Here is a 24,146-nt window from a genome sequence, read left to right as displayed (position 1 = left end):
TGAAACTGCAACACACGGGAGATGATCGCTGGTGTTGCCACTCAGCGGAGGTCCGGGGAGCCCTCGTGGCAGGTGGTTGAGGGTCGCGTCGGTAGAGGTTTCAGGCGAACCACCGATTGAGCTCGTTGGCAGTGCTGCCCTCATCGAATCGTCCGGTGATGTAGGACACGCTATGGAGGTCTGGACGTGTTCGCATCCACCGCTGCCGCAGTTCGTCGGAACTGAGGATACGTTCATCTTTGGTTCCGATGCAGACGAGGAAACCGCTCGGGATCGCCATCGAGACGACGTTGCTCATTCCCATCGCATGGTGCGTTCGGAAACGATGGCCAAGAGCGCGGTGACACCGAGCAGGTATGCCATTCCTGTTCCGGCTTTGATCCACGTGCCGACACCGATGAGTGGCATGGTGGCAGCTTCGCGCAGGTGGTAGATGGGTGTCCACGGCGCGACGATTTGTGCCCAGTGAGGAAGCAATGTCACTGGCATGATGGCACCGCCGAGGAAGCCCAAACCGAGGATAATTACGTTGGCAGCCATGGAGACTCCGGCCATGGTGGGCAGGAGGATCCCTAAGAGCACGCCAAGGGTAAAGAACAGCAAGTATCCCAATGCGAGTGGTATCACGGCTGCGAGTGCGGTGACCTTGAGGCGCATACCCATCGAGACTGCGACGACAACCAACAGGGCTGCCTGAGTGATGAGCATGACGACTCCAGAACGTGCCTGGCACGTCAAGACGGTGCGTGACGATAACGGGAAGGTTCGCATAACGGTAAACATTCCGTTTTCCCGCCAGGTGGCCAGGTGGGAAGCTCCGGAGAAAATGCCGACGAAAGATGCCCCGAAGGCTATGACATTGGAACTGATCTCGCCGGTGAGATCCATACCGGGCACGCGATCAGCGATGGTGAGTATGAGAACGACGAGCAGGACTGAGGGGAAGATGAAGGTGAATATCAGCGTCGACCAATCTCGCAGGTCGTCGCGCAGGAGGACACGGGTGAGGGCTCGTGTTTTAGTCGACATGATCCTTGCCTGTGAGTTGGAGGTAAACGTTTTCGAGGCGACCTTCGTGGACCTGGGCGCCGCGTGTGTTGATGTGGTGGTTTGACAGGGTGGCGAACAGGCCAGCTGTGTCGTGGGTGCGAATGGAGACGCCGTCTCGGGTGACACGCACATTGGATTGTCCGGCTAAAGCAGCGATGTCGTCTGCCTGGTGGAGCGCGTTGGGCAGCAGCACGGTGGCGCCCAGATCGGCTTCGCGGATGAGGGTGCTGGGGCTTTCGCTGACGATGATTCGCCCGTTTTCGATGATGGAGACGGTGTCACACAGCCGTTCTGCCTCGTCAAGGTGGTGGGTGGTGTACAGAGTTGTCATGTGCAGCAGGTCGGTCGATTGCAGCAGGGAGACCAGACCAGCGCGAGCTTCTGGGTCCAGACCGGCAGTGGGTTCGTCGAGGAACAGGACAGCGGGACGATGCACTAGGGCGGTAGCCACGGCCAGTCGTTGACGCTCTCCTCCCGACAGTTTCTCGACACGCGTACGGGAGGCATGACTCAGACCGAGGGCCTCAATGAGGTCGTCAACCCTCGACGCAGCTACTGCGTAGATGTCGGCGACGGCGCAGAGGTGTTCGCGCAGGGTGGTGTGAGGGAAAAAGGCCGGTCGTTGTGGTTGAATACCAATCTGCGTCAGCAGGTCAAGATTGCGTGGGTACGGGGAGTGACCTAAGAGTTCGATTGATCCTTGAGCGGGTTTACGGAATCCCTGTATGGCGTTGAACAGGGTCGTCTTGCCGGCTCCGTTGGGTCCGATGATTCCGTGGAACGTTCCCTCCTCAACCTGGATGCTCAAATTCGACAGAATTGTTCTGCCTTTGATAGTGACGGTGATGTCGTGGACATCAACCACGTGGTCGACCATGTGTTGATCTCTCTGTACTTGGGGGGTGGGGCACCAGGTGGGCACCCCACACCATCAATGGAGTGGTTCGCTACGGGAATGATCCGAGAGCGAAGGGGGCTCAGCTGCATGTCGGACTAGGCTGAAATTCGAGTTGTTCACTGGTGGTTCAGGACGACGTTGAGCTGCAGGTGGACGTGCAGGAGGACGAGGAACAGGTAGAGCCGAATGCCATTTCAGCGTAATCAATGTAGTCCTTAACTTCGAAGGTTTCGGTATCGAAATTGTTGAGTTCGGAAGCGAGTTCTTGAAGATCCATGATCTTGCCTTGTGGGGAAATGATTGACTGTGTAAGTAAGTGCTAGAGGTGAGGGTGATGCTGACCGAAAATACATCACAAAGTGTCCAAAAGTACAGGTAGTGGTCATGGATGACGCCCTCGCCTCAGAACCACCGCCCCAACTCAACCGCGGTGCCGCCGTCCTCAAAACATGGCGCGATGTCGTCGGCGGCGGCTTGGACCTGTTCGGAGGCGTCTCCGATGGCTACGCCGCGCCCGGCCCACTGCAGCATTTCAATGTCGTTGTTGCCGTCACCAATGGCTAGGACGTCTTTCGGGTCGATCCCTTTGAGGCGGCATAGAGCGTCAAGGGCAGAAGCTTTGGTGACTCCCTCTGGGGTGATGTCGAGCCAAGCTGACCAGCCGATGACGTAGGACACGCTGTGGAGGTCGAGGCTGTGCGCCAGGTCCTGGAAGGAGTCGGCGTAACCGTTGGGATCACGGATGATCACCCGTGGGGCAGGGCGTGATGCCAACTTCTCAATCGATTCGATGTGGAGCTCGCCCTGCAACTCCCCGACGGGGAAGAGCTGGTTGAGTCGATACCCGACGCCAACTTCTTCGACGGCGATGAGCGCCTGGGGATAGACGTCCATGACGTGGTCAATGATTGGACGCGGGTCAAAGGTGATCTCGGTTTGAACCTTGAGTGGGGACATCGTCGCGGTGACGGCGCCATTGGACACCACCGCGTGTCCGCCTTGCAGACCGAGTGCTTCGTGGATCGGGACCGCGCCGAACAGGCCTCGCCCGGTCGCCAGGACGACGGGAACATCAATCTTGGCGACCGCCTCACGGACCGCGTGCGGAAGCTCCCCCTGATGATTGACGAGGGTCCCGTCAATATCGAGGGCCACCATGCGAGGAGTAAATGTCATGCCAGCCAGCTTGCCACCATGCGATGATCAAGCGGTGAATAAAACGTGACGTTCTCAGGCAGCCAACGTTGCACGACCTGGGTGGGGCCGACCGGTCACTGACTCGTAGGCAGCAGCCAGACGGGTTGCAGTGACCCTCGAAGACCTCTCGCGGCGTGGAGCCAGCGAGGTGTCGCGTGCCCGCCGCAGGTGCCGTTTCACGGTGGATAGTGAGCAGCCGAGACGGTCTGCGATGAAGCTCAGTGGCTGGTCGGGGTGAGCCCGGCGAAGCCTCATGACGTCCTGAGTGGCAACTTGATGGCCGCGACCGATGATTCCGGCGAAAGACTCCAAATCGTCAGGGCGCACCTTGACGCCGAGGTAGGAGCGGATGCGGGAGCGTTGGCGCGGCGTTGTTCCAGCAGCGAACCCAGCGACGTCGTGATCGAGGATGGCGTTCTCCAAGCACTGTTCAAAAAGAGGGCAGGTAGAGCAGGCGGCGCGAGCGCGGGCCTGCAGAGTGCGCTCCAGTTGCTGGTCGTCGGGCGTCGCGGCAGTGCTATCGCCCTCGAGCAAGGGATGTTGGAAGACCGCTCTGAGGTTGGCGCAGGATGGAAGAGTTCGATCGTTCATCCGATTCACGATGGCTCCTTTCCAATGGGCCAAGGCGGCTGTTCGACGTCAACTGCCAGTGATGCTACAAGCGCTTTTCGCAACTTCATCTGACGTTGACAGTGATCAAATTGGATGTCCAAACGCGCTTGTCAGGCCGATGTAAACAGATTCAATTCGGAGTTTTTCGCTGCTAGAGGCGAATGAGAAGGGGGGTTTTCAAAACAGCTGGATGTGTACTTTTGGATAGGATGTTATTTGGACGTTCGACTTTCGTCTATATGCCTACGGTGTCCACTCCGTAGTGGATCCCGCGTGGGAAAACCGCCGTTATCCCGGTTAGAGTGCTCAGGTGGATGCGGCAACATACATGGCACTTGTACTGGTACTCGCGGTCGGTGCCCAGTGGCTCGGATGGCGGTTACGCCTTCCCGCGCTGCTGTTCCTCCTCGTGATCGGCTTCGCCCTCGGACAGTGGGTCACTCCCGATGAGATCTTCGGGAGGAAGCTGCTATTCGATGGTGTCAACCTTTCAGTAGCGATTATCCTCTTCGAGGGGTCACTTGGACTCAAGCTGCGCGAAGTCCGTGACCTCGGGCGACCGATTTTTCAGCTGTGCACCGTCACCGCAGGGCTGGCGTGGGTTCTCATCACCGGCGCGGCGATGGCATTGGGGTTTGATGGCCGCGTTTCCCTGCTGCTGGGCGCGATCCTCATCGTCACCGGCCCAACGGTGATTAACCCGATCCTGCGTCAGTTGCGTCCTACCCGGCGAGTGAGTGCTCTGTTGAGGTGGGAAGGAATCGTCGTCGATCCGCTCGGCGCCATCCTGGCATTACTGGTGTATCAGGCCATAACCAGCATCGACGGGTCTTCCATCGGGCAAGGCGTCTTGAACCTGGGGCTCACCCTATTGGTCGGGCTGCTCTTCGCTGGCCCCATCGGGTGGATCGTCACCGCGATGATGAGACGGCACCTCATCCCGGACTTCCTACAAGGCGTGATTTTTGTCGGGGTCGCCGTTGGGACGTGTGTTGGCGCTAACGTTATTCGGGAGGAATCGGGCCTGGTCGCCGTTACGATGCTCGGCATCTACCTGGCGAACCAGCGCAACCTCGAGCTTGAGCCCGTCATCGAGTTCAAGGAACACCTGCAGGTGCTCCTCGTTGGCGTCCTGTTCATCATGCTTGCAGGACGCGTGACCCCCTCTCAGATCCTCGACATTCTGTCTGCCGGCCTGATTTTCGTTGCGCTGCTTGTGCTCGTCATTCGGCCCGCTTCGGTGCTGTTGGGGTTGGTCGGCACCGAGACGACCCGTCAAGAACGCACCCTGATGTCGTTCATGGCCCCGCGAGGAATCGTGGCGGCGTCGGTGGCGTCGATTTTTGCCATGCAGTTCAGTGAGTCCGCCGACCACGTGCGGGAGCAGGCGAAGCAGATCGCCGCATCTGATCCGGAACATTCCAAGCGGTTGTTCTCCTTTGCTAACCAGATCGCTGGTATGGCCAGCCAAGTCGACCGACTCGTACCGCTGGTCTTCCTCGTGATCGTCTGTACTGTCGCTATCTACGGTCTGGGTATTGGAAGACTCGCCGAGAAACTCGGGCTGGCCTCTGCGAGTCCGCGTGGAGTGATGTTTGCGGGGTCACCTGCCTGGACTATCGATACCGCCAAGACCCTACGCGATTTCGATGTGCCGACTCTCATCGTCACCCGACGTGCGTATGACCTGTACGCGGTACGTAAAGCTGGTCTGAGATGCGAGGCTGCGGATTTTCTATCTGAATATGCCACCGAAGATATGGACCTTGCCGGAATCGCTTCGATGGTGGCATGCACGCCGGATGACGACACCAATTCAATTGCGTCCGTGCACTATCGGCGTGCGTTGGGACGGGCGAACGTCTTCCAGCTGGAGCGGATGGATGAGAGAGATGACGGTGACGCCACTACCGGCACGGCGCAGATCCTCAAAGCAAGGACGGCCTTTGACCCCCCGACTTCGCACTCAGCGATGGACAAGATGTGGCGTAATGGCAAGCGGGTACGACGGGTCAAACTGGACGAAAACCGCAACTGGGAAATGTTCCGGGAGGCCATGCCGGACGCTGTGGTGATGTTTGTTGTTAAGCCTTCTTCGGTGAACGTTGCCACCAACGGGATGAGTGCTCCCAAAGAGGACGACACCATCATTTATCTAGGTGACGAGTGGAAAGACGCTCCGGAGCCTGTTGCCGCTCAGGAGGAGCAGCCGAGGCGACAGACGATGTCGGTGCCATCTTCAGAAGAGGCGGTGCGAGATCGCATTGACGCCGACCGCAGAGCGGCTGAAGGGAAGAATAAAGCGGCCGCTAGCGCGACTGCTGGTGATCCGGCTGACACCACAGTTGACCATGGTGACAAGGGTGAGAAGCCTGAGCAGACCTCGGAGGCTAGTGGGGGAGTCGAGGATCCGGTTCGGCCGCGATTCGATGAGTTGAGCCCGGGAAGGCCGTCGCCGGTTTCTGCGGACTCACCGAGCGAGTGGTGAGGGACAGCTGAGGACGTTCGTTCCCCTTGGTGCCGTCCCCAGCTCCACTCACACGGCCTGGCGCTTCCGGACAACTCTCTCCGCCGTCCACACGGTGGCTCCAATAACGGCGCCTGCGATTCCAGCGACTAGGAATCCCCACTGCCAGCCGGTGGCGTCCATAATGGCGCCGATGAGCGGGGCTGCCAGGGCCGTCCCGCCGTTGAGACATGATCCCTGCCATCCGATGATGGTGCCTCGTGAGTCTGCGGGCACTAGATCGGTCAGCGCATCGATGGAGGACGTAATCGTCGGAGCGCAGAACACCCCGCCCACAAATAGCAGGATGGCTGTTGACGCTGGGCCGCGCGACAAGGCTGGTAAGGCGGTTAGCGTCCCTAGGAAGACGAGGAGAAGCGCGGTCGATGCGCCTCGAGGCAAGGCCCCGTACAGTGTGCCGCCGATGGCTGACCCAAACCCGGATGCGGCCAGCACCCAACCGATCATTTCGGGGTGGCCCATTGACCTCATCTCGGCGACTGCCGTCAACTCAAGTCCCCCAAGACAAAATCCGGTGGCAACGACTGCGAAGAGGATGGATGCTGACCGGGGGGATAGCCACGCCATCTTGCGGCTATGTGGCGCCGGGACGATCGGCGCGGCTGAGGCCGGAGTAGCAGGCCGGGCTGGGCTGTCCTCAGAAGGCTCTGTTGTTGCGGGATTGAGGACCATCAGGCCGATGGCTCCGATGGCGGCAACGAACCCGCATGCCGTGATGGTGATCCGGGTTCCGATTGTCGTCGCTGCGATGATGGCAACTGTAGGGCCGATCATGTAGCAGATCTCCACGGTCACAGAATCGAGTGACAATGCCGCGCGACGTCGTGACGCAGGCACAGCCGCCATAAGGACCTGACGCGGGATGGTGAAGATGGGGTAATTCCACAGCCCGCCGATCGCGCACAGCACGAGAAGAGGGAAGTACCCTAGCCAGGGACACAGTCCCCACGCGATCGTGGTGGTGATGAGTGAGGGAAGCATCGTGCGCCGCAGCCCGCGGCGGTCGACCATACTGCCGCGCCATGGTCCAGAAATCATGGTCGCGACGGTCACCACAGTCGTTACCGCTCCGGCGCGCACGTAATCCAGATGAAGCGAGCTGACGACATGGACGCTCATGACGATTCCGAGGCTGAAAATCGGGATCCGGATAAGGGCTGCCAACAGGAGGGTCGTCCACACCTCCCGAATAGCGATGACATCCCGGTAACCGTGCACCCAAGCACTCTATAACAATTCGACGTATTAGTACCTCGCCGCCACCCAAGTCTGAGTGGGGTTGCGCAAGACGATACGAAGTCCCGCTCACAATAGTGCGGTCAGCGCAACCTTTTGCGGATAGAAGCTGAGTTCTCGCTGGTCCTGATGAGTGCGATGACAAATTCGGTCTGCATCCTCGTCATGGCAATGAAGAGAAATGACGGAATCCAACCGAAGATGATTGCCATGGTGGCAACCGGGGTGCTGCCTTTATCATCTGACGCTAATGAGGCGATGCTGAAAGCAGCCCACAAGATGACGGCGAAAATAATGGATAGGGCTGGGAGACGTCGGGTTATTACTCGTAGCGGTAGCGCGTTACGTGATGAGTCACCTTTCTGATGGCGCGAGGTGGCTCAAGAAAACTCATTCGGGCCGACCAGGTATCCCGGGCGGCCCGAACATGTGGCGATCAGTTGACGCCAACTTCCATTGCGGCAGCGTCGAGAGTCTTTTGGCTGTCGTCGTCATCGTCGCCGTTGGACGCGATAGCTGATGCGCCGCCGGTCTCAAGCTGCCCAACGAGGTCGGCGTGGCTGGCGAGCTGGCCTTGCGCGGAGTAGAGCTCAAGCTTTTCGCGGGTATCGGCGATATCGAGGTTGCGCATCGTGAGCTGGCCGATGCGATCGGTCGGGCCGAAGGCAGCCCCCTCAACGCGCTCCATCGACAACTTCTCAGAGTGGTACGAGAAGTTCGGTCCGGTGGTGTCAAGGATGGAGTAGTCCCAGCCACGACGCAGCTTGAGCGTGACCGATCCAGTAATGGCGCTGGCGACCCAGTGGGTGAGAGATTCACGGATCATGAGGGACTGCGGGTCGAGCCAACGTCCCTCGTAGAGCAGCCGCCCGAGGCGACGCCCCTCGTTGTGATAAGTCTCCAGAGTGTCTTCGTTGTGGATGGCGTTGGCGAGACGTTCGTAGGCGATGTGGAGCAGGGCCATGCCCGGGGCCTCATAGATGCCGCGGGATTTCGCCTCAATAATGCGATTTTCGATCTGGTCGCTCATACCGAGGCCGTGACGACCGCCGATGGCGTTGGCCTCCAGAACGAGGGCGACTTTATCGTCGTATTCCTTGCCATTGATGGCGACGGGCAGGCCCTGCTCGAAGGAGACCGTCACCTCCTCAGTATCGATCTTGACGTCTGGGTCCCAGAACTTGACACCCATGATCGGGTTGACGGACTCGATGGAGACGTGCAGGGATTCAAGTTTCTTGGCCTCGTGGGTGGCGCCCCAGATGTTGGCGTCGGTGGAATAGGCCTTTTCCTTGGAGTCGCGATAAGGCAGGTTGTGGGCGGTAAGCCAGGCGCTCATCTCGTCACGGCCACCGAGTTCAGCGACGAAGTTTTCGTCGAGCCACGGCTTATAGATGCGCAGCTGCGGGTTGGCGAGTAAGCCGTAGCGGTAGAACCGCTCGATGTCGTTGCCCTTATAGGTGGAGCCGTCGCCCCAAATGGAGACGTCGTCGGTATGCATAGCGCGTACCAACAGAGTGCCGGTGACGGCGCGACCGATTGGGGTGGTGTTGAAGTAGGGGCGCCCGGCGGAGCGAACGTTGAACGCGCCGCACGCGATAGCGCTCAGTCCCTCCTCGACGAGCGCTGCCTTGCAGTCGACAAGTCGGGAGATCTCAGCGCCGTAGTCGAGGGCGCGACCCGGCACTGACGCGATGTCGGGCTCGTCGTACTGACCAATGTCGGCGGTGTAGGTGCACGGAACCGCGCCATTTTCGCGCATCCACGCGACAGCGACGGAGGTGTCGAGTCCTCCGGAGAATGCGATGCCGACGCGCTCGCCGACGGGAAGCTGAGTGATGACCTTGGACACGGCAACCACTCTAGCGCATATATATGCAGCGTCCCAAATGGATATGCGGTTGGCTAAGCTGAAAGTTGATGGAGATGATGAGGTATGGGCTATCAGCTGGCGGACGGGATGCGAATAGCTGGACCGGGAAGCTATCGGGGCTACGCCTAGAACATAAAACGACCTGCCATGGGCCAGCCATGACAGGTCGTTGTGGGTTTTAGGGCGTCAGAGGGTCAGTGCAACCTTGCCGAGCACCTCACCGGATTCGAGCCGTTCGTGGGCCCTGCCTGCCTCGGACATGGGGAAGGACTCAACTGGGGCGGGTTTGATGCTGCCATTGGTGTAGAGCGGCCATGCAACCTCACGGACCCGCTGGCAAATCTTGGCTTTTTCTTCAAGGGGGCGAGGCCGCAGGCTAGTAGCGGTGACGAGGGCGCGCTTGTTGAGAAGCTTTGCAATATTGAGCTCTCCCTTGATGCCGCCCTGCATTCCAATGATGTCGAGACGCCCGCCAATAGCGAGAGCATCGACGTTGAGGTCGAGGTACTTAGCGCCCATGACGTCGAGGATGACGTCGGCACCACGACCCCCCGTAGCGTCTTTGACGCCGGCAACCCAGTCCTCGTGATAGTCGAGGGCGACGTCGGCACCGAGAGTGCGGCAGAACTCCTGCTTCTCGGCGGTGCCACAGGTGGTGATGACCGTGCATTCGAGCGACTTGGCGTATTGGATAGCGAACTGGCCGATGCCGCCGGCGCCGCCGTGCACGAGGAAGGTTTCACCCCTGGCTAGGCCGACGTGGTCCATGTTGGAGATGACAGTGGCAGTAACCTCAATGAGTGTTGACGCGGTTACCGGGTCGATGCCCTCAGGGATGGGCAGGAGTTGGCCTGCCGGGACGATGACGTACTCGGCGTAACCACCGCCGGCTAGCAGCGCAATGACCTCATCATCCTCGGACCAGCCTGTGACGTCTTGACCGAGGGAGGAAATGACGCCGGTAACCTCCAGGCCCATGGTTTCCGAGACGCCCTTCGGCGGCGGGTAGAGGCCTTGGCGCTGCAGCAGGTCGCCGCGGTTAATGCCGGCCGCCTTCACCTTGACGAGGACTTCCCCAGGGCCAGGTTTCGGTGTGGGGACCTCGGTCCATTCAATGCATTCAGGGCCGGGACGATGGCGCCCCTTGGAGTCTGTCTTGTCGGTCGGGCGGACGGTGATCGCATGCATGTGTTAAGCCTGCCACAGGGGTGAGCGCTCCCAAATCCTTCACGCTCGCAGACGAAGTTTTCCCAGTTTCCTGGCGTTATCCACAGATGCCACACATGAGGGTTCTCAACGGGTAGTGGTACCCCTCATGATTCCGTCATGGTGATGAGACAGGATCGCGCTGGACGACACTATTGGTGCTTGATGATGGCCCTTGTCATGGTCGGTCTAGGGACAGCGGCATGTGGCGCTGATGAGGATTCCACTGGTGCGACGGGCGGGATAACTCCAGTTGCGAGCGTGGCCCCGGCACAAAGTCCGATCCTAACGCCGAGTGCGGAGGCGCCGAAGTTTGTGAAGGTGACGGCAACTCCGGCTCCAGGGACGAAGCAGGATGCGTTGTTCTTGGAGGCGAAGAAGGTCTATGAGACGTATTTGGAACAGATTTACAAGCTTGAGGTCGGAGATGGGGTGAACTCGGTGTCTGCAGAGCTACAAGGCATCCTCAGTGAGGATGGTACCGAGGCGATTCGAAAAGCGTACTCTGAAGCGAAGAGCCGGGGCCACAGAGTGCTGCCTGTCAAGACGCCATTCTCTAGCGTGACCGTCAATAGGGTGTCAAAGGGCGATGATTCGGAGATTGCCATTATCGGTTGCGCTGATATATCTAACTGGCGGTTTGTGAATCCCAAGGACGGGACGTTGACGCCTGGCCGGATGAGGAAAGACGAACTCTCCATGAGGAGGATTGGTGACAGTTTAAAGATCGTTGAAGCTGAAAGTGCTGAGGTTGCGTCATGTCGAGTATGAAGGGTTTATCGCTGGTTCTGGCAACGTCTTTCATGTTGAGTTTTTCTCCCGGGTCTTCTTTTGCTTCAGGGGGTGTCAGTGTCGATCCTGATAGTCATACTGTATATGTTCGGTTCTCGGACAAGGGTTCCCATGACAAGTCGGGGATTAAAATACGGGAGGGCGCTAAGCGCGGTACGCCTGGGCATGGCGGCTCTCATCACAAGCAGAGTAACCCCCATGCAGGTAAGCGTCAACCCCCGACGTCCCCCAAGCTGTCAAAGTCAGCGGATCGGCGAGAGAGCGACGCTTATATCGCCTCATCTATATTGTCATTGGCCAGTCCTAGGATTCCGTACCTGCTTGGACTCAACTTGAGTCTAATGGAACCGAAGCCTAACCGTACGACGCTATCTCCATCTCCCGTAAGGCCCAAAGTGTCAACTCGGGAAGAAGCCCGTGACTGGTCTGTCGATCTTGCGACGAATATTCACCTTGCTAAGCCAGTTGTCTACGTTGAGCCGCGACCTTCGGCCAACAAGTGGAACATCACTGCAGTGGGGCAGCCGTTATGGTTCCACAATCCCGGGTCAGAACGTCACACCTCTAGCGATTCCTCGCGCGGAATTATCGTTTCCCTTGACGCCACACGAGTCGAGACCATCTACAACACCGGCGAGAAAACCGTCCGCTGCGCTCATTCAACCCCACGCCCGAAAAATGCCGATCCGCGAGCCCAATCTCCGGACTGCGGTTACATCTACCAGCACCCAGAAAATTACACCGTGCGCATGACTGAGGTGTGGCAGGTGAGATGGCGTTCAGGTGATCAGTCTGGCCAGATCGTTACGAGGCGGTCGTCCTCTAAGCCGCTGAAGGTCAACGAACTCATTGGCGTGCTCACACAACCCGGAAGACGGTGATGGCTGACAGATGCTGCCGGGACAGGGCGAACCTCGTAATTGCCGTCGTCCAGGGGTCGGAAATTAGCGTCACCGGACGATGCCCGCGCTCGGATTCGTCAACGTCTAGGCGAGGTATGAGCGGGTCTAGGTCCGGGACGATGAATATGCCCGATGAATTATGGCTAAGATGGGGCCACCGGGTCGTGCCCGGTTGGCGAGATCGCATAGTGGACGAGTGCAGCCGCCTTGAAAGCGGCCGAGGGCAACCTCCGTGGGTTCGAATCCCACTCTCGCCGCCACGGAGCCTGTCCCCAGGTGCGGCACCCGAGGGCCAGGCTCTCGCATGTCAGCCTTGCAATGATGGGAGATGGGGATGCCCAGGATGGACGTGACGGATCTTCCACCCGGCACGACCAGGCACGTCATGTCGCCGGAACCTCCTATCCGTGGTTTCATCATTGCCGGCGTCTTGTCCATCGTTGGTGCCGTCCTCATGATCATCAGCATCGCCAAGAGCTGGCACGAGGTGGTGACCATCATCTTCATCGCCGTCCTCGCCTGCGGTATCGCTTTGGCTGTCACTGCAGCATGGTCCATGGTTCACATGAAGCTCTACGTCGATTTGGACGATAAGGGCTACCACATCCACGGCGCCGGACAGGACCGCCGCGGAACCTGGGACAAGGTCACGAAAGCCGCGCTCACCGAGTCACGGTCTCGCCTCACTCTTTACCATGGCCAAGTTGGGCGTACCCACATCGTCCGTCCCGGAATCGGAGACCCCAAAGAGATGGACGACCTCGCCGTCGACGTCGCACACCGCCTTGACGAATCACGCGGATACCGCCAAAATATTTGACCTATCATCTAACCCGGCAGTGGCGTTCCAGAAATACTCTGGAACGCCACTGCTGTTGTCTGACGTGTATGGCTTATATCGCTGCGGGCCACATCGCGGCGGCTCAGCCCCTTCCTGCAGCCGACTCGCTGGCCTCCTCGGCTACTTCCGGCACCTTGACCGGGCGGAGCCTCACCCACACGAGGAATACTGCCCCTGCGACGAGCAGGCACATTCCAGACACCAGGTCGGCGTGAGCGTCAGATCCCTTTACCAACCCAGTAATCGTCAAGATGATTCCGTAGAGGCCGAGCAGCACACCTATGACGGTCCGAATGTCCATCGCGCGAGCGACCTTACTGCGATTGCGACGAGCCGTAGCAGTTCCGTTGGACATGGCAAGCTCCTCAGAAAATGATGTTGAGAACGACGGTGATGGCGAGCACGGTCATGCCGAGCGGGACCGTACGGCGATACCACGGGAGATCCTTCTCCAGTGGGTCGACGAGGTGCTCCTTCGGGGTCTCCGAGTACACCAACCTGACCAGCTCTGCTGCAGGCTTAGGCTCGGTAAACAAGGACACCACAATGCTGACGATGATATCTGCGACGAATCCGACCGTAGCGGCAAGGAATGCCGTCCCCTGGCCTGGCAAGGTAAAAACTCCCGCTAGGCTCATAACCCACACCGTCACCGCACTTAGCGTGCCGACGACCAGGCCCGACCAGCCTGCATGCGGGGTTGAGCGCTTCCAGAACATGCCGAGGATAAACGTTGCAAACAACGGAGCGTTGAAGAATCCGAACAACGTCTGCAAGTAGTCCATGATGTTGGAGAACCCGGACGCCATAAACGCCGTTCCAATGGCGACGACGGTCGCGATGACTGTGGCAATGCGTCCCACCTTGACGTAGTAGCCGTCGGGCTTGTCCTTAATGACGTAGTGCTGCCAGATGTCCACGCTGAAAACGGTGTTGAACGCCGAAATATTCGCCGCCATACCAGCCATGAACGCAGCTAGCAGACCTGTGATCGCCACGCCCGTCAGACCGGTCGGCAACAGGTTGCGGATGAGAAACAGCACAGAATCGTTGTACTGGACGAAACTACCTGACGCGCCACCAGCAACCTTCTCACCAGCCTTCATGCGGGCAATTTCAGGGACGAGGACCGCAGCGAGCATGCCTGGCAAAACGGTGAGGAAGGGCACGAGCATCTTCGGGAAGGCCCCGATAATCGGCGTCTTGCGTGCAGACGACAGAGAATCGGATGCCATTGCCCGCTGCACCTCGACGAAATTCGTCGTCCAGTAGCCAAAAGACAGCACGAATCCGAGTCCGAGCGTGATGCCAATGACAGACATCACTGGACTGCCGAATCCGGACAATGCTTGGCCAGGCCAGGAATGAAGCTGCTGGGCAGCCGGCGTCACGACGTCAGGATGAGCCTCGGCGGCAGCAGTGATCTTGGCCTTGAGGCCACTCCAGCCACCTACCCGATGCAAACCGATGATGACAAGGGGTAGGAGGGAAGCGACGATGACGAAGAATTGCAGCACCTCGTTATAAATAGCCGCCGACAAGCCACCAAGGCTGATGTAAGCGAGCACGATCATCGCGGCAACGATGAGGGCAACCCATAGCGGCCATCCCAGCAGGGCATGGACGATGGTTCCAAGCAGGTACAGGTTGATACCGGCGATAAGAAGCTGGGCTAGCGCGAAGGAGATCGCGTTAACGAGGTGCGCTGCTGGGCCGAACCGTTTGAGCATGAACTCTGGCACGGAGCGCACACCGGAGCCGTAGTAGAAGGGCATCATGACGATGCCAAGGAACACCATCGCGGGTATAGCGCCGATCCAAAAGTAATGGACCGTCGGGATGCCGATCTGGGCTCCATTAGCCGACATTCCCATGATCTCGACGGCGCCGAGGTTCGCCGACACGAATGCCAGCCCTGTCACCCATCCGGGCAGGCTGCGTCCGGACAAGAAGAAGTCGAGGGAGTCGGACACCTGATGTCTGGCGGCCAGTCCGATTCCCAGGACGAACACGAAGTAAATGAGCAGTATCAGGTAATCAACGAACCCTGCGTTGATGAGTGTCTCCAACGGCATGGTGCGGAGTGGTCCTTTCGGTTGGTGCGGGGGAGGAACGGCCTCGTTGGCGTCGCCCCGTGGGGAACCATAGACCCCGGTGCGGCATGAGCGCATCTGCACCCGGTAGTTTTGAGTACGTAAACATTTTGAGTGAGCGAAGTCGACGCAGCGCCACTGGCATCGTCGTACGCTCAGCCTCGTTGTCACGGGATTTTGACCGGCAAAGGAGCCATTTATGTCGCAGACACCCCACGCCATTGCGGCAGACCACCAGACCCCGACGATCGGCACAGCATGGTCGGTAGAGGAGGGTGCCACTCGCGCCCGGCACCTCTTTGGCGGGCACATTGGTGGTAGCCCCGATGGCGTCTGGGCGGCCCCCGGACGTGTCAACATCATCGGCGAGCACACCGACTACAACAACGGTTTCTGCCTGCCAATCGCCCTTCCCCATCGCACCTACGTCGCTGCTCGACGCCGTGATGACGACAAGGTCATCCTCGTCTCCCAGCTTGACGACAGCGTTCTCACCTGGGAGGGAACCCTCGACGAGATCGCTCCTGGGTCGGTTGCTGGTTGGAAGGCCTATACCGGTGGTGTCGCGTGGGCGCTGCGTCAGGCCGGGCATGGCCTCGGGGGATTCGAGGCTGCACTGGTCACGTGCGTCCCCCTGGGTGCGGGACTGTCGTCGTCGGCAGCCGTCGAGTGTGGCGTCGGTCTGGCCCTCGCCGACCTCTACGACCTTGATCTCACCGACTCTGACTCCGGCCGTATTGGCCTCGTCAATGCTGCCCGCGCTGCGGAGAACGAGGTTGCTGAGGCTCCCACTGGAGGGCTCGATCAAACCGCTTCGCTGCGCACTACCGAAGGTCACGCCCTCCTCATCGACTGTGACGACTGGTCGGTTCGTCAAGTCCCCTTCAACCTGGCCACCGCCGACCTAGAACTGCTTGTCATCGACACCTGCGCTCCCCACCGGCTGGTCGACGGCCAGTATGAGGCACGACGGCGGGCCTGCGAGAATGCCGCACGCATCCTCGGAGTTGGTAGCCTGCGTGACGTCGGTGACTTGGGGGCCGCCGTGGCCGCCCTCGATGACGAAGGGATGGCTAGCCGCGTCCGCCACGTCGTCACTGAGAACGACCGTGTTACCCAGTTCGTTAAGCTCCTCGATACCGGCCAAATCCGCGAAGTGGGGCCGCTTATGAATGCCTCCCACGACTCCCTGCGTGACGACTACGAGGTCACCTGTCCCGAACTGGACACCGCTGTCGACGCGGCCCGCGCTGCTGGTGCTCTTGGCGCGCGGATGACTGGCGGCGGATTCGGCGGTTGCGCCATCGCTCTGGTCGATCGCGACGTTCGTAACAAGGTTGCCACGCAGGTCGCGGACTCCTTCCGGGAGGCCGGTTTCGCCCACCCCGAGTTCTACGTCGTTACCCCTGGCCCTGCTGCCCTGCGGGTGCAGTGATATGACCGAGCGGCAGCGTCGAGGACCGTCTCGCCCCTCAATGGGTGATGTCGCCGCGGCTGCCGGGGTATCCCAACAGACCGTCTCGCGGGTCGTCAACAACTCCGACGCCGTTCGCAAGAAAACTGTCGACAAGGTTCTCAAGGCCATGACCGAAGTCGGCTATTCGCCCAATGTGGCTGCTCGCAGCCTGCGCTCGGGCCGCACGAGTGCCATCGGCGTCCTTGCTACCGACCTTTCACGCACCGGAGAGCTGCGGACCGTTCAAGCCATTGTCGATGCCACCCGCCGCAGCGAGCTTGCCGTCGTCCTTGATCGTCTTGAGCCTGCTGACGACTCCGTCAGGTCGTACCGGCACGCGATGAAGCGGATGGCGGGGCGAGTCGACGGCTTCATCATTGAGGGGCTTGAGCTTGACCATCCCGAGGACCTTGAGGTACCGCCGGGAATCCCAGTCGTGATGGCTGGCTCTCCGTGCAGCCGTTTCTCGACCGTCGGATGTGACCAGGCCTCCGGTGTGCGTACCGCCGTTAACTATCTCTTGGCATTGGGGCATCGCACAGTCCACCTCGTCAGCGGCCCGGACTATTCCCGCCAGGCTGTGGTACGCCGCCAGGCCTGGCAAGAGTGCTTGGAGACCAACGACCGCGAGATCCCCGATGTCATCATCGGGGACTGGACGGCCTCGTCAGGACGCGATGCGGCACGCTACCTCAAGGACGCCGGAGCAACAGCCGTGTTAGCCAGCAATGACGAAATGGCGGCAGGAGCCGTCATCGGTCTGCTCGATATGGGTGTCAGGATCCCGGACGATATGTCTGTGGTGGGATTCGACGACGTCCTGGGAAATACGGTGTGGCCGACGATGACGACGGTGCGACAGGACTTCGCGGCGGTCGGTCAACGCCTCGCCGAGGAGCTCCTAGCCCAGTTGCAGGGTGCTCCGAGGAAGTCGGTCATGGTTCCGGCCCCGCTGGTGATTCGCGAGAGTACCGCACCCCCGCGACATTGACCCCGAGCGACGCCTACGAACCGCACAGGCGCGGCCCCAGGAGAGGCGTCAGGGCTGCTGCGGGTTATAGGCGCAGGCGTCAGTCACAGATTGGGAGACGTCGTGGTTATCGGGTGACGGGCGTGGAGCGGGGGTCTGCGGGGACTTCTTTAACCCGCTGTGGCTCGGCGGCGCCATGGCGGTCTTGTGGGTGTTAGCAGACGAAGCCCCCGTTACCGGCTTGTTCTTGTTTTTTGACGCAGAGACGCCATGGATGGCGGCCTCCACCTGTTTGCGGATGAGATCGTAATCCGGGTGGGAAGAGAAGAATCCGTGCTTGCCATTGGTGAAAACGACGCGGTTGATGTTGGCGTCACGCATGTTGATGGCGAGGTCGACGAAGGCCGGCAGCATTCCCTGCGGTATGTCAGAGACCACCATCTGCCCGGAAGCATCAGCGATCGATTCGAAGCGGGTCAACACAGTCTGCGGGCTGGTTTGGTCAAGAACGGCCTTGATAAGGCAAGACTGGCGTCCCATCCGGTCGTAGTCGGTGCTCGCTGAGCGCGACCGTGCGTACCACATGGCGTGGTAGCCGTCGAGGTGTTGGTTGGCGCCAATCTCGAGGTAACCGTCCGGCCTCTTGCCCTCGGTATTGCCTGCGATGGGCAGGCGCTCGTTGATGTTCACCGACACTCCGCCGAGCGCGTCAATGAGCTTCTGAAGGCCGTCAATGTCGAGCATGACGAAGTAGTCGATCTTGAGGCCGAGGGCCTCTCCGGTGGCCAGCTTGAGGGCGTCGGCCCCGGGGTAGTCGGTCGCGCCCATGCGATCGACGTAGCGGGCCTTTACCGTCGACCAGATCTCGTTAGCCATGTAGTCGGGGTTGTTACCGTCACCGTCTTTCCCGACGAAACCGTTGGGGAAGTCCCTGTGCAGCGGCGAATCAGACGGGAATGGCATTCTCGCGGTGTTGCGGGGGATCTGGAAGATCGAGGTATCACCGTTGGAGGTATTAATCGACGCCACCATGATCGTGTCAGTGTTCATGGAGTTCTCGGCGCGATAGTTGCGCACTTTGCTGTCGTCGGCGCCGACGAGCAGGACGTTGACTCGCGGCTTGGCCGCCCAAATCGCCTTGACGTCCTGGTTGTAGTTGATGGATGGGCGGGTGCCGGACCGCTTATCGGTGAAGATCCGGCCGAGCATGTGGTCCTGATCGTAGGCATACCGGCCAGCGACAGCTAGCGGGGTTGCGATGGTGGTACACAATGCGGTGACAAGGATGGTCGAGACCCAGCGTTGTCCGCGGGTGATGCCCTGAGGTCGAAGGTCGAGGTGGGAGAAGGTCAGCAATGCCACCAAGGCGACGGCAAGACTCGGCAAGCCCCAGGTTAGAGCGGTGAGCAACTTGGGTCGCACGACGATCGACGCTGCAACTGTCGGGTTAGCCAGGATGAAGAAAACAGCAATGGTCAGCCCAATGAGGAGAAGACCGATGATCGTCAGACCTGTGACGCGGCGACGCGGGGCACGGCTACGAGACAGGGTTAAGCCGGGGACGATGGCCCCAAGTATCGTCCATCCCAGGCAGGTGTTGAAGGCATGGTTGCGTCTGGCCTCCTCGTTCCACCGCGATGGTCTGCGGCGGCTGCGGTTAGCTGGTGAAGCCTTGGCGGTTGCGGCTCGTCGGGCTGGGGTAGGGCGGGATTTCGGCTCGTTGAGGGGCTGTGGGGCGTTAACAGGGGGCTCAGCAGCGGACCGGCGTGGACGCGGGGAACGCGTCGGTGGCCGGGCGGCTGCCCTGAGATCCGCCCGCCGCAGGACATGTGTGTCCTCATTGGCCTCCGGATCGTTCATCCAATCCGGTTGAGCGGCGTGACGTGGAGACGGCGAGTTGGCGCCGCGCGACGCGTCAGCCATGCACATCCCTTTCCGTAAATGTCGATGGGGTGGACCCCATGTTAACCGCTGCACCCAATACGGGGCGGTACCGCCTGGCTGGCGGGCGGCGATCGTGACTGCCTCAGTGGCCTGCGCAGCGCAGACGTCCCTTGTCGGGGGCGTGTCGGGGTCGATGGGGCGCGTTGTCGCGGCCCGGAATTGGAGGGTTTGGGGTTGAGAGAGTAGGCTGACACGGCACTTGGAGGTGTCGCCTAGTCAGGTCTATGGCGCCCGCCTGCTAAGCGGGTTTGGGAGGTAATCCCATCGCGGGTTCAAATCCCGCCACCTCCGCGGATGCCCGGTGACTCCTATAGGGGGCGCCGGGCTTTGTGCATGGTGGGGCTGGTAGTGCCTCGGATGAAGGTCCTGGAGTTGGGATCGACGATACCCCTCGGCGGCCTGGTGTCTCGCATCTGGTGTTCCGCAAACCCGCTTGTCAGGCGGATTTCCGGGGACTGAATTACGCGAATTTGCATTACGGAATTGAAGGCTGTAACGTTTAGCAACGTGCACAGCACAATGCGCCCGTGGCTCAACGGATAGAGCATCTGACTACGGATCAGAAGGTTGGGGGTTCGAATCCCTCCGGGCGCGCAGATGGAAACCCCGCCTTTGTGGCGGGGTTTCGTCGTCTCGAGGAGGCTCTCTCCGGAAGCAGACAGAAATATCCGCGTCTCAACTCTTACCTGCGATAAACCACACGATCGGTCCGACAAGTGGGAAGCAGACGACGATCCAGATCACCTTTCCCGCGCCCGTCAAGCGGTCCGACCTGAGAATCGACAAAAGAGCAAAGGCGAACACGATAATCGGAACGGTGATGGCCAAGAGCGGCAGATCATGGGCGAAAATTGACAGCAGCACCACCTGCCCGTCACTTAGTAGCAGCAACTGGCGTCCGGTCGGGCGAAATCTGTACTCCGGTTGCAGCAGTTCTGGCATACGGCCGTGACAGAAAGCTCGTAGTGTTTCCCCATGACGCGGATCTTGGTCATCGTTCACGAGCCCTCCTGCAGCTCAGGCAGACTCGGGCAACTTTGGCGCAACGCCGGGGCAGACGTCGTCGAGATCAACGCCTGGAACCATCCGGTGCCGCCGATTGTGGACGCTGACGCACTCGTGGTGCTGGGCGGCTCTATGAGCTGCCAGGACGATGCTGAGGCTCCGTGGCTCGCGCCTACCCGCCAGCTCATCTCCCGGACAGTGAGGGCAGGTACGCCCTTCCTCGGCATCTGCCTGGGTCACCAACTCGCCACCGTCGCGCTGGGAGGACAGGTCTGCACCTCCGACCATTTCTGCCTTGGAGCGGCCGAGATGCACCTCACCCCGGAGGGAAAGAAGGACCCGCTGCTGTCGGTCTACGACGGACATCGCGGTATTCATTTCAACAACGATGTTGCGGTCGTCCTGCCCGAGGACGCCGTTCTGCTGGCGCGCGATCCCACCGGTCAGATCGAGGCCGTCAGGTTCGCTGAGCGTGCATGGGGGGTACAGTTTCATCCCGAGTGCACTCCCGAAATCTTCGATGCCTGGACTATCGGCCACGGTGAGAAAGAATGGCAGCAGCGTCTTCCTTGGTCAGAGGCCGTCACGGTAGCAGAGACGGTGCGTCGCGACATCGACACCGTCAATGCCGAAGAGGCTTTCGCGGCGCGATTCCAGGAACTTATAGACCCTGAGAAAAGGTGATTCCCGAGGCTCAGTAGGCCTCGGGAATCAGTTGTGAGTATCAGCGACAGACCGTCACAAGGCGACGGCCTCACCCATAACCACCGCGCGAGTGCGCGGTATCCGGAACACCCGAGTGCGATCGGCCTGGTTGCGCGACATAGTGATGTAAAGCATCTTGCGCCAGCCGGCCATGTGCGCACCCTGTTGTGGTTCGTCCCGCTTCACGTCTACTAGGGAGAGGTAGTAGATCGCCTCGTCGAGATGATCCTTGAGCCAAGGACACTTGGCCGCCGCCAGAGCTAGCGCCTTGGGGACGTCCTGGGAATCGGTGAACCCGACGTGACACGCGATATAAGTGATGCCGTCGGTGGGTCTGCCGAGGTCTACTTTCTCAATACGGTTGACGTGCCGCACGTGCGGCACGTTCTCCACCACTATCGAGATGATGATGTTGTGCTCATGCAGCACATGGTTAAACCTGAGGTTATTAAGCAGGGCCAACGGGGTTGTTGCCCGCCCAGGATGCGGGTAAACGGCCAGGCCAGGGACGCGGGTTGGCTTGGTTTCGTGCATCCAGTTGAGGAAGTCGTCCAGCGGCCCCTCATCATCTTGTCGCTGCTTGGCGATGTAGGCGGTGCCGCGTCGCCACGTCGTCATGATGATGACGACGATGGTTGCGAACAACAGCGGGATCCAGCCGCCAGAGGCGATCTTCAACAGATTGGCGGAGAAAATCGACAACTCGACGCCGCCGACAATGACACCAAAAAAGATGAGAGCCCACATCGGCCAATGCCATGCCCGGTGAGCCAGCACCAGAAACAGGCTCGTCGTCAGGAGGAAGGTGCCGGTCACGGCCAAACCATAAGCCGTGGCTAGTTTCGACGAGGTCTGGAAGATGAGGATGAGGGCTAGCACGCCGATAAAGAGGGTCCAGTTGACCTCTGGGATATAGATTTGGCCGCCCTCGGACTTCGAGGTATGACGCACGCCGAGGCGCGGCAGTAACCCCAGGCGGGCGGCCTCTGAACTCATCGAGAACGCCCCCGAGATGACTGCCTGAGAAGCGATGACGGTGGCCATTGTGGCGATGGTGACAAGCGGAATAGTCGCCCAGTCGGGAGCCATCCTAAAGAACGGGTTATCGATCCAGTCGGGGTGCGACAGGATCATGGCCCCCTGGCCCAGGTAGTTGATGAGCAAACAGGGGAGCACAAGGCCGAACCAGGCAAGTCGGATCGATGGAGCCCCGACGTGGCCCATGTCGGCGTATAGCGCCTCGGCACCGGTAATCGTCAAGACGACCGCGCCCATCGCAATGAAAGCCATCGCTGGACGCTCGATGGAAAACAGGATTGCCCAGTGCGGAGACAAGGCCGTAATGATGACCGGGTGGTGGATGATCCACGGAATGCCCAAGGCCGCCAGGGTGAGGAACCAGGTCGCCATTACCGGTCCGAAGGCCTTGCCAATGACCTCCGTTCCCCGTCTCTGCACGATGAATAAGAGGGTAAGGATGACGACCGAGGCTGGCAGGACGATCTTTTCTGCATCCGGGTTGGCTACCGTGAGGCCTTCCACAGCGCTCATCACGGAAATCGCTGGGGTGATAAAGGAATCTCCGTAAAATAGGCCGGCGCCAACGATGCCGAGTAGGAGCGCCGTCATGCCAGTGCCCTTGTGGCTAGCCATGAGTCGACGTACCAAGGCCATCAGGGCGAGGATGCCCCCTTCGCCGTCGTTGTCAGCGCGCATAACGAATATGACGTATTTGACACACACCACGAGCAGGATCGACCAGAAGATCATCGAGATGATCCCCATGACGTCACCGTGGGTTGGGCGCACGGCATGGTTCTCCATTGAGAACACCGTTTGGAGAGAGTAAAGGACTGAGGTGCCGATATCGCCGAAGACGATTCCTAATGCGGCTAGGGCTAGTCCAGGTTTCATGGATCGGATCGGTTCACGATCAACGATCGGCTGGGTGGCTTTGGCCACCGCCTGCCGTTCATGGCTGCGAATCACTCAAGAAAGTATGGACCTCATCGCCTCACCTGCAAATTGATCGGCGAATCAGACGTAGCGCATGGGCGGGAAAAGTGATCGTGAGGTCCTCTGTGATGCTGTTTTCGTCACACTTCAGATGCAGCGACGCCGTCACGCTCGCGACGTAATAATGGCGCTGTAGGGCGGTAGGACGAGGGTCGCAGAGGCTGGATGGCCACCATAGGCGCTCTCGACGGCGAAGATGTGGGCAGGGTCGTAGCCCCATGAGTAGTCGCCGGCGAACTCCATAAGAGGCATGAGAGATGGCCTCGTCGATGGATCGACGGTGGCTACGGTGGGTCACATGTACGACTCCGTTGAACACCTGCCCGCTGCCGACCATCCCGAGCTGCTGGCGGCGACGGTCGCCGGTCGAGTTGCCGAGTTGCCGTCGGCAGTCGTCTTCAGCATTGACCCTGAGATTGCTGATACCGAGGCGCTGTGCGAGGCGTTCGGTGAGGGCCCGGAGACCTGCGCCAACTGCGTCATCGTCAGGGGGAAGCGTGGTGACATCGAAAAGTATGTTGCATGTCTGGTTTTGGCGACGACAAGGGTCGACGTCAACAAAGTAGTGCGCAAAAAGCTCGACGTCCGTAAAGCATCCTTCGCGCCGATAGATGAGGCTGTTGGCATGTCCGGGATGGAATACGGCGGTATCACCCCGGTAGGGCTGCCCGCTGAATGGCCGATCTGGATCGATCCGCGGGTAGCCGAGGCTGAAGCGGTGTGCATTGGATCAGGGCTGCGCAGCTCGAAGCTCATCGTCAGTGGAGGCGATGTACTCTCCCTGCCCGGCGCTGAGGTCGTCGCGGGGTTGGCGAACTGAGGT

24 protein-coding genes, 3 tRNA genes and 1 pseudogene are annotated in these 24,146 nt (G+C 60.0%); 12 read left to right on the top strand and 16 right to left on the bottom strand.

The window, feature by feature from the left end:
- Positions 1 to 100: 100 nt before the first annotated feature.
- The 6 genes from CPA42_RS11710 to CPA42_RS11685 form a co-directional block, all read right to left on the bottom strand.
- The gene (locus tag CPA42_RS11710) at positions 101 to 298 is read right to left on the bottom strand and encodes a hypothetical protein (protein WP_002519559.1); all 198 of its coding nucleotides are present in this window, start codon (positions 296 to 298) and stop codon (positions 101 to 103) included.
- Positions 295 to 1,029 (bottom strand): ABC transporter permease, encoded by a 735-nt coding sequence (locus CPA42_RS11705; protein ID WP_002516324.1) that lies wholly within the window; start codon positions 1,027 to 1,029, stop codon positions 295 to 297. The genes CPA42_RS11710 and CPA42_RS11705 overlap by 4 nt, the downstream gene beginning before the upstream one ends.
- Complete coding sequence (locus CPA42_RS11700; protein ID WP_002516175.1) at positions 1,019 to 1,927, bottom strand: ABC transporter ATP-binding protein; 909 nt, start codon at positions 1,925 to 1,927, stop codon at positions 1,019 to 1,021. Before CPA42_RS11700 ends, CPA42_RS11705 begins: the two co-directional genes overlap by 11 nt.
- Positions 1,928 to 2,075: 148 nt before the next feature.
- Positions 2,076 to 2,225, bottom strand: a complete 150-nt coding sequence (locus tag CPA42_RS11695; RefSeq protein WP_002516220.1) for a thiazolylpeptide-type bacteriocin — start codon at positions 2,223 to 2,225, stop codon at positions 2,076 to 2,078.
- 125 nt (positions 2,226 to 2,350) lie between these two features.
- Positions 2,351 to 3,106 carry an HAD family hydrolase gene (locus CPA42_RS11690; protein ID WP_002519558.1) on the bottom strand — a complete coding sequence of 252 codons (756 nt, stop codon included), beginning with the start codon at positions 3,104 to 3,106 and terminating at the stop codon, positions 2,351 to 2,353.
- Positions 3,107 to 3,178: 72 nt separating this feature from the next.
- Positions 3,179 to 3,745: a WhiB family transcriptional regulator gene (locus CPA42_RS11685; protein ID WP_002516189.1), complete on the bottom strand. Its 567-nt coding sequence runs from the start codon at positions 3,743 to 3,745 to the stop codon at positions 3,179 to 3,181.
- 340 nt (positions 3,746 to 4,085) lie between these two features.
- Here CPA42_RS11685 and CPA42_RS11680 point away from each other — a divergent pair, with 340 nt between their 5' ends.
- Positions 4,086 to 6,245 carry a cation:proton antiporter gene (locus tag CPA42_RS11680; protein WP_002518166.1) on the top strand — a complete coding sequence of 720 codons (2,160 nt, stop codon included), beginning with the start codon at positions 4,086 to 4,088 and terminating at the stop codon, positions 6,243 to 6,245.
- A 48-nt stretch (positions 6,246 to 6,293) separates the two neighbouring features.
- Here the strand turns inward: CPA42_RS11680 and CPA42_RS11675 are convergent, their stop codons facing one another.
- Both CPA42_RS11675 and CPA42_RS11670 read right to left on the bottom strand, forming a co-directional pair.
- Positions 6,294 to 7,502 carry an MFS transporter gene (locus tag CPA42_RS11675; RefSeq protein ID WP_002516269.1) on the bottom strand — a complete coding sequence of 403 codons (1,209 nt, stop codon included), beginning with the start codon at positions 7,500 to 7,502 and terminating at the stop codon, positions 6,294 to 6,296.
- A gap of 101 nt (positions 7,503 to 7,603) precedes the next feature.
- Positions 7,604 to 7,762: pseudogene (locus tag CPA42_RS11670) on the bottom strand (DUF4282 domain-containing protein); the annotation flags it as partial.
- On the opposite strand from CPA42_RS11670, the gene CPA42_RS13320 reads away from it, so the two are divergent.
- On the top strand, positions 7,686 to 7,886 hold the full coding sequence (locus CPA42_RS13320) for a hypothetical protein (protein WP_230606499.1): 201 nt from the start codon (positions 7,686 to 7,688) through the stop codon (positions 7,884 to 7,886). The pseudogene CPA42_RS11670 and the gene CPA42_RS13320 overlap by 77 nt on opposite strands.
- A gap of 70 nt (positions 7,887 to 7,956) precedes the next feature.
- Here CPA42_RS13320 and argG read toward each other — a convergent pair whose 3' ends face one another.
- Together argG and CPA42_RS11660 are read right to left on the bottom strand one after the other, a co-directional pair.
- A complete protein-coding gene (argG, locus tag CPA42_RS11665) occupies positions 7,957 to 9,381 on the bottom strand; it encodes an argininosuccinate synthase (protein ID WP_002519556.1) in 1,425 nt (474 codons plus the stop codon).
- Positions 9,382 to 9,579: 198 nt separating this feature from the next.
- Positions 9,580 to 10,581 carry an NAD(P)H-quinone oxidoreductase gene (locus tag CPA42_RS11660; RefSeq protein ID WP_002516373.1) on the bottom strand — a complete coding sequence of 334 codons (1,002 nt, stop codon included), beginning with the start codon at positions 10,579 to 10,581 and terminating at the stop codon, positions 9,580 to 9,582.
- Between the two features lie 138 nt (positions 10,582 to 10,719).
- Between CPA42_RS11660 and CPA42_RS11655 the strand changes: the two genes are divergently transcribed.
- The 4 genes from CPA42_RS11655 to CPA42_RS11640 all read left to right on the top strand — a co-directional run bounded on the left by CPA42_RS11655 (position 10,720) and on the right by CPA42_RS11640 (position 13,113).
- The gene (locus tag CPA42_RS11655; RefSeq protein WP_002516266.1) at positions 10,720 to 11,370 is read left to right on the top strand and encodes a hypothetical protein; all 651 of its coding nucleotides are present in this window, start codon (positions 10,720 to 10,722) and stop codon (positions 11,368 to 11,370) included.
- Positions 11,371 to 11,786: 416 nt separating this feature from the next.
- Positions 11,787 to 12,272: a hypothetical protein gene (locus CPA42_RS11650; protein ID WP_002516342.1), complete on the top strand. Its 486-nt coding sequence runs from the start codon at positions 11,787 to 11,789 to the stop codon at positions 12,270 to 12,272.
- 195 nt (positions 12,273 to 12,467) lie between these two features.
- Positions 12,468 to 12,553, top strand: a tRNA-Ser gene (locus tag CPA42_RS11645).
- 68 nt (positions 12,554 to 12,621) lie between these two features.
- On the top strand, positions 12,622 to 13,113 hold the full coding sequence (locus CPA42_RS11640; RefSeq protein WP_002519554.1) for a hypothetical protein: 492 nt from the start codon (positions 12,622 to 12,624) through the stop codon (positions 13,111 to 13,113).
- A gap of 103 nt (positions 13,114 to 13,216) precedes the next feature.
- Here CPA42_RS11640 and CPA42_RS11635 read toward each other — a convergent pair whose 3' ends face one another.
- Both CPA42_RS11635 and CPA42_RS11630 read right to left on the bottom strand, forming a co-directional pair.
- Positions 13,217 to 13,435, bottom strand: a complete 219-nt coding sequence (locus CPA42_RS11635; RefSeq protein ID WP_002519553.1) for a hypothetical protein — start codon at positions 13,433 to 13,435, stop codon at positions 13,217 to 13,219.
- A gap of 64 nt (positions 13,436 to 13,499) precedes the next feature.
- Complete coding sequence (locus tag CPA42_RS11630; RefSeq protein ID WP_002516233.1) at positions 13,500 to 15,209, bottom strand: sodium:solute symporter family protein; 1,710 nt, start codon at positions 15,207 to 15,209, stop codon at positions 13,500 to 13,502.
- Between the two features lie 217 nt (positions 15,210 to 15,426).
- Here CPA42_RS11630 and galK point away from each other — a divergent pair, with 217 nt between their 5' ends.
- Positions 15,427 to 16,662 (top strand): galactokinase, encoded by a 1,236-nt coding sequence (gene galK, locus CPA42_RS11620; RefSeq protein ID WP_002518187.1) that lies wholly within the window; start codon positions 15,427 to 15,429, stop codon positions 16,660 to 16,662.
- Positions 16,663 to 16,702: 40 nt separating this feature from the next.
- On the top strand, positions 16,703 to 17,674 hold the full coding sequence (locus CPA42_RS11615; RefSeq protein WP_002516316.1) for a LacI family DNA-binding transcriptional regulator: 972 nt from the start codon (positions 16,703 to 16,705) through the stop codon (positions 17,672 to 17,674).
- Positions 17,675 to 17,722: 48 nt separating this feature from the next.
- Here CPA42_RS11615 and CPA42_RS11610 read toward each other — a convergent pair whose 3' ends face one another.
- Entirely contained in the window at positions 17,723 to 19,576 is a 1,854-nt protein-coding gene (locus CPA42_RS11610; protein WP_032504863.1) for an LCP family glycopolymer transferase, read from the bottom strand.
- Positions 19,577 to 19,798: 222 nt separating this feature from the next.
- Here CPA42_RS11610 and CPA42_RS11605 point away from each other — a divergent pair.
- Positions 19,799 to 19,888 (top strand) — tRNA-Ser (locus tag CPA42_RS11605).
- Positions 19,889 to 20,118: 230 nt separating this feature from the next.
- A tRNA-Arg gene (locus CPA42_RS11600) sits at positions 20,119 to 20,191 on the top strand.
- An 81-nt stretch (positions 20,192 to 20,272) separates the two neighbouring features.
- Here the strand turns inward: CPA42_RS11600 and CPA42_RS12975 are convergent.
- The gene (locus CPA42_RS12975; RefSeq protein ID WP_002519551.1) at positions 20,273 to 20,539 is read right to left on the bottom strand and encodes a PLDc N-terminal domain-containing protein; all 267 of its coding nucleotides are present in this window, start codon (positions 20,537 to 20,539) and stop codon (positions 20,273 to 20,275) included.
- 33 nt (positions 20,540 to 20,572) lie between these two features.
- Between CPA42_RS12975 and CPA42_RS11590 the strand changes: the two genes are divergently transcribed.
- Positions 20,573 to 21,286: a type 1 glutamine amidotransferase gene (locus CPA42_RS11590; protein ID WP_002516304.1), complete on the top strand. Its 714-nt coding sequence runs from the start codon at positions 20,573 to 20,575 to the stop codon at positions 21,284 to 21,286.
- 54 nt (positions 21,287 to 21,340) lie between these two features.
- On the opposite strand, the gene CPA42_RS11585 is transcribed toward CPA42_RS11590, so the two are convergent.
- Both CPA42_RS11585 and CPA42_RS11580 read right to left on the bottom strand, forming a co-directional pair.
- Positions 21,341 to 23,221 carry a potassium transporter Kup gene (locus tag CPA42_RS11585; protein WP_002519550.1) on the bottom strand — a complete coding sequence of 627 codons (1,881 nt, stop codon included), beginning with the start codon at positions 23,219 to 23,221 and terminating at the stop codon, positions 21,341 to 21,343.
- A gap of 207 nt (positions 23,222 to 23,428) precedes the next feature.
- Complete coding sequence (locus CPA42_RS11580) at positions 23,429 to 23,575, bottom strand: hypothetical protein (RefSeq protein ID WP_002516179.1); 147 nt, start codon at positions 23,573 to 23,575, stop codon at positions 23,429 to 23,431.
- Between CPA42_RS11580 and CPA42_RS11575 the strand changes: the two genes are divergently transcribed.
- Positions 23,574 to 24,143: a YbaK/EbsC family protein gene (locus CPA42_RS11575; RefSeq protein WP_002519549.1), complete on the top strand. Its 570-nt coding sequence runs from the start codon at positions 23,574 to 23,576 to the stop codon at positions 24,141 to 24,143. The two genes, CPA42_RS11580 and CPA42_RS11575, sit on opposite strands and share 2 nt — an antisense overlap.
- The last annotated feature ends 3 nt before the right edge of the window (positions 24,144 to 24,146 follow it).

This window comes from Cutibacterium acnes (assembly GCF_003030305.1).
In the GTDB taxonomy this organism is placed as follows: domain Bacteria; phylum Actinomycetota; class Actinomycetes; order Propionibacteriales; family Propionibacteriaceae; genus Cutibacterium; species Cutibacterium acnes.
Note: the sequence above shows the minus strand (reverse complement) of the source record. Positions and strands in the feature narration are given on the sequence as shown.

Excerpts from the sequence above, each read along its gene's own strand:
- galK (WP_002518187.1), top strand. The coding sequence starts at position 15,427 with ATGTCGCAGACACCCCACGCCATTGCGGCAGACCACCAGACCCCGACG.
- CPA42_RS11700 (WP_002516175.1), bottom strand. The coding sequence starts at position 1,927 with ATGGTCGACCACGTGGTTGATGTCCACGACATCACCGTCACTATCAAA.
- CPA42_RS11655 (WP_002516266.1), top strand. The coding sequence starts at position 10,720 with ATGGTGATGAGACAGGATCGCGCTGGACGACACTATTGGTGCTTGATG.
- CPA42_RS11580 (WP_002516179.1), bottom strand. The coding sequence starts at position 23,575 with ATGCCTCTTATGGAGTTCGCCGGCGACTACTCATGGGGCTACGACCCT.
- CPA42_RS11710 (WP_002519559.1), bottom strand. The coding sequence starts at position 298 with ATGAGCAACGTCGTCTCGATGGCGATCCCGAGCGGTTTCCTCGTCTGC.
- CPA42_RS11610 (WP_032504863.1), bottom strand. The coding sequence starts at position 19,576 with ATGGCTGACGCGTCGCGCGGCGCCAACTCGCCGTCTCCACGTCACGCC.
- CPA42_RS11660 (WP_002516373.1), bottom strand. The coding sequence starts at position 10,581 with ATGCATGCGATCACCGTCCGCCCGACCGACAAGACAGACTCCAAGGGG.
- CPA42_RS11615 (WP_002516316.1), top strand. The coding sequence starts at position 16,703 with ATGGGTGATGTCGCCGCGGCTGCCGGGGTATCCCAACAGACCGTCTCG.
- CPA42_RS11590 (WP_002516304.1), top strand. The coding sequence starts at position 20,573 with ATGACGCGGATCTTGGTCATCGTTCACGAGCCCTCCTGCAGCTCAGGC.
- CPA42_RS11640 (WP_002519554.1), top strand. The coding sequence starts at position 12,622 with ATGGGGATGCCCAGGATGGACGTGACGGATCTTCCACCCGGCACGACC.
- CPA42_RS11690 (WP_002519558.1), bottom strand. The coding sequence starts at position 3,106 with ATGGTGGCCCTCGATATTGACGGGACCCTCGTCAATCATCAGGGGGAG.
- CPA42_RS11695 (WP_002516220.1), bottom strand. The coding sequence starts at position 2,225 with ATGGATCTTCAAGAACTCGCTTCCGAACTCAACAATTTCGATACCGAA.
- CPA42_RS11575 (WP_002519549.1), top strand. The coding sequence starts at position 23,574 with ATGAGAGATGGCCTCGTCGATGGATCGACGGTGGCTACGGTGGGTCAC.
- CPA42_RS13320 (WP_230606499.1), top strand. The coding sequence starts at position 7,686 with ATGGCAATGAAGAGAAATGACGGAATCCAACCGAAGATGATTGCCATG.
- CPA42_RS12975 (WP_002519551.1), bottom strand. The coding sequence starts at position 20,539 with ATGCCAGAACTGCTGCAACCGGAGTACAGATTTCGCCCGACCGGACGC.
- CPA42_RS11705 (WP_002516324.1), bottom strand. The coding sequence starts at position 1,029 with ATGTCGACTAAAACACGAGCCCTCACCCGTGTCCTCCTGCGCGACGAC.
- CPA42_RS11585 (WP_002519550.1), bottom strand. The coding sequence starts at position 23,221 with ATGAAACCTGGACTAGCCCTAGCCGCATTAGGAATCGTCTTCGGCGAT.
- CPA42_RS11630 (WP_002516233.1), bottom strand. The coding sequence starts at position 15,209 with ATGCCGTTGGAGACACTCATCAACGCAGGGTTCGTTGATTACCTGATA.
- CPA42_RS11680 (WP_002518166.1), top strand. The coding sequence starts at position 4,086 with ATGGCACTTGTACTGGTACTCGCGGTCGGTGCCCAGTGGCTCGGATGG.
- CPA42_RS11635 (WP_002519553.1), bottom strand. The coding sequence starts at position 13,435 with ATGGACATTCGGACCGTCATAGGTGTGCTGCTCGGCCTCTACGGAATC.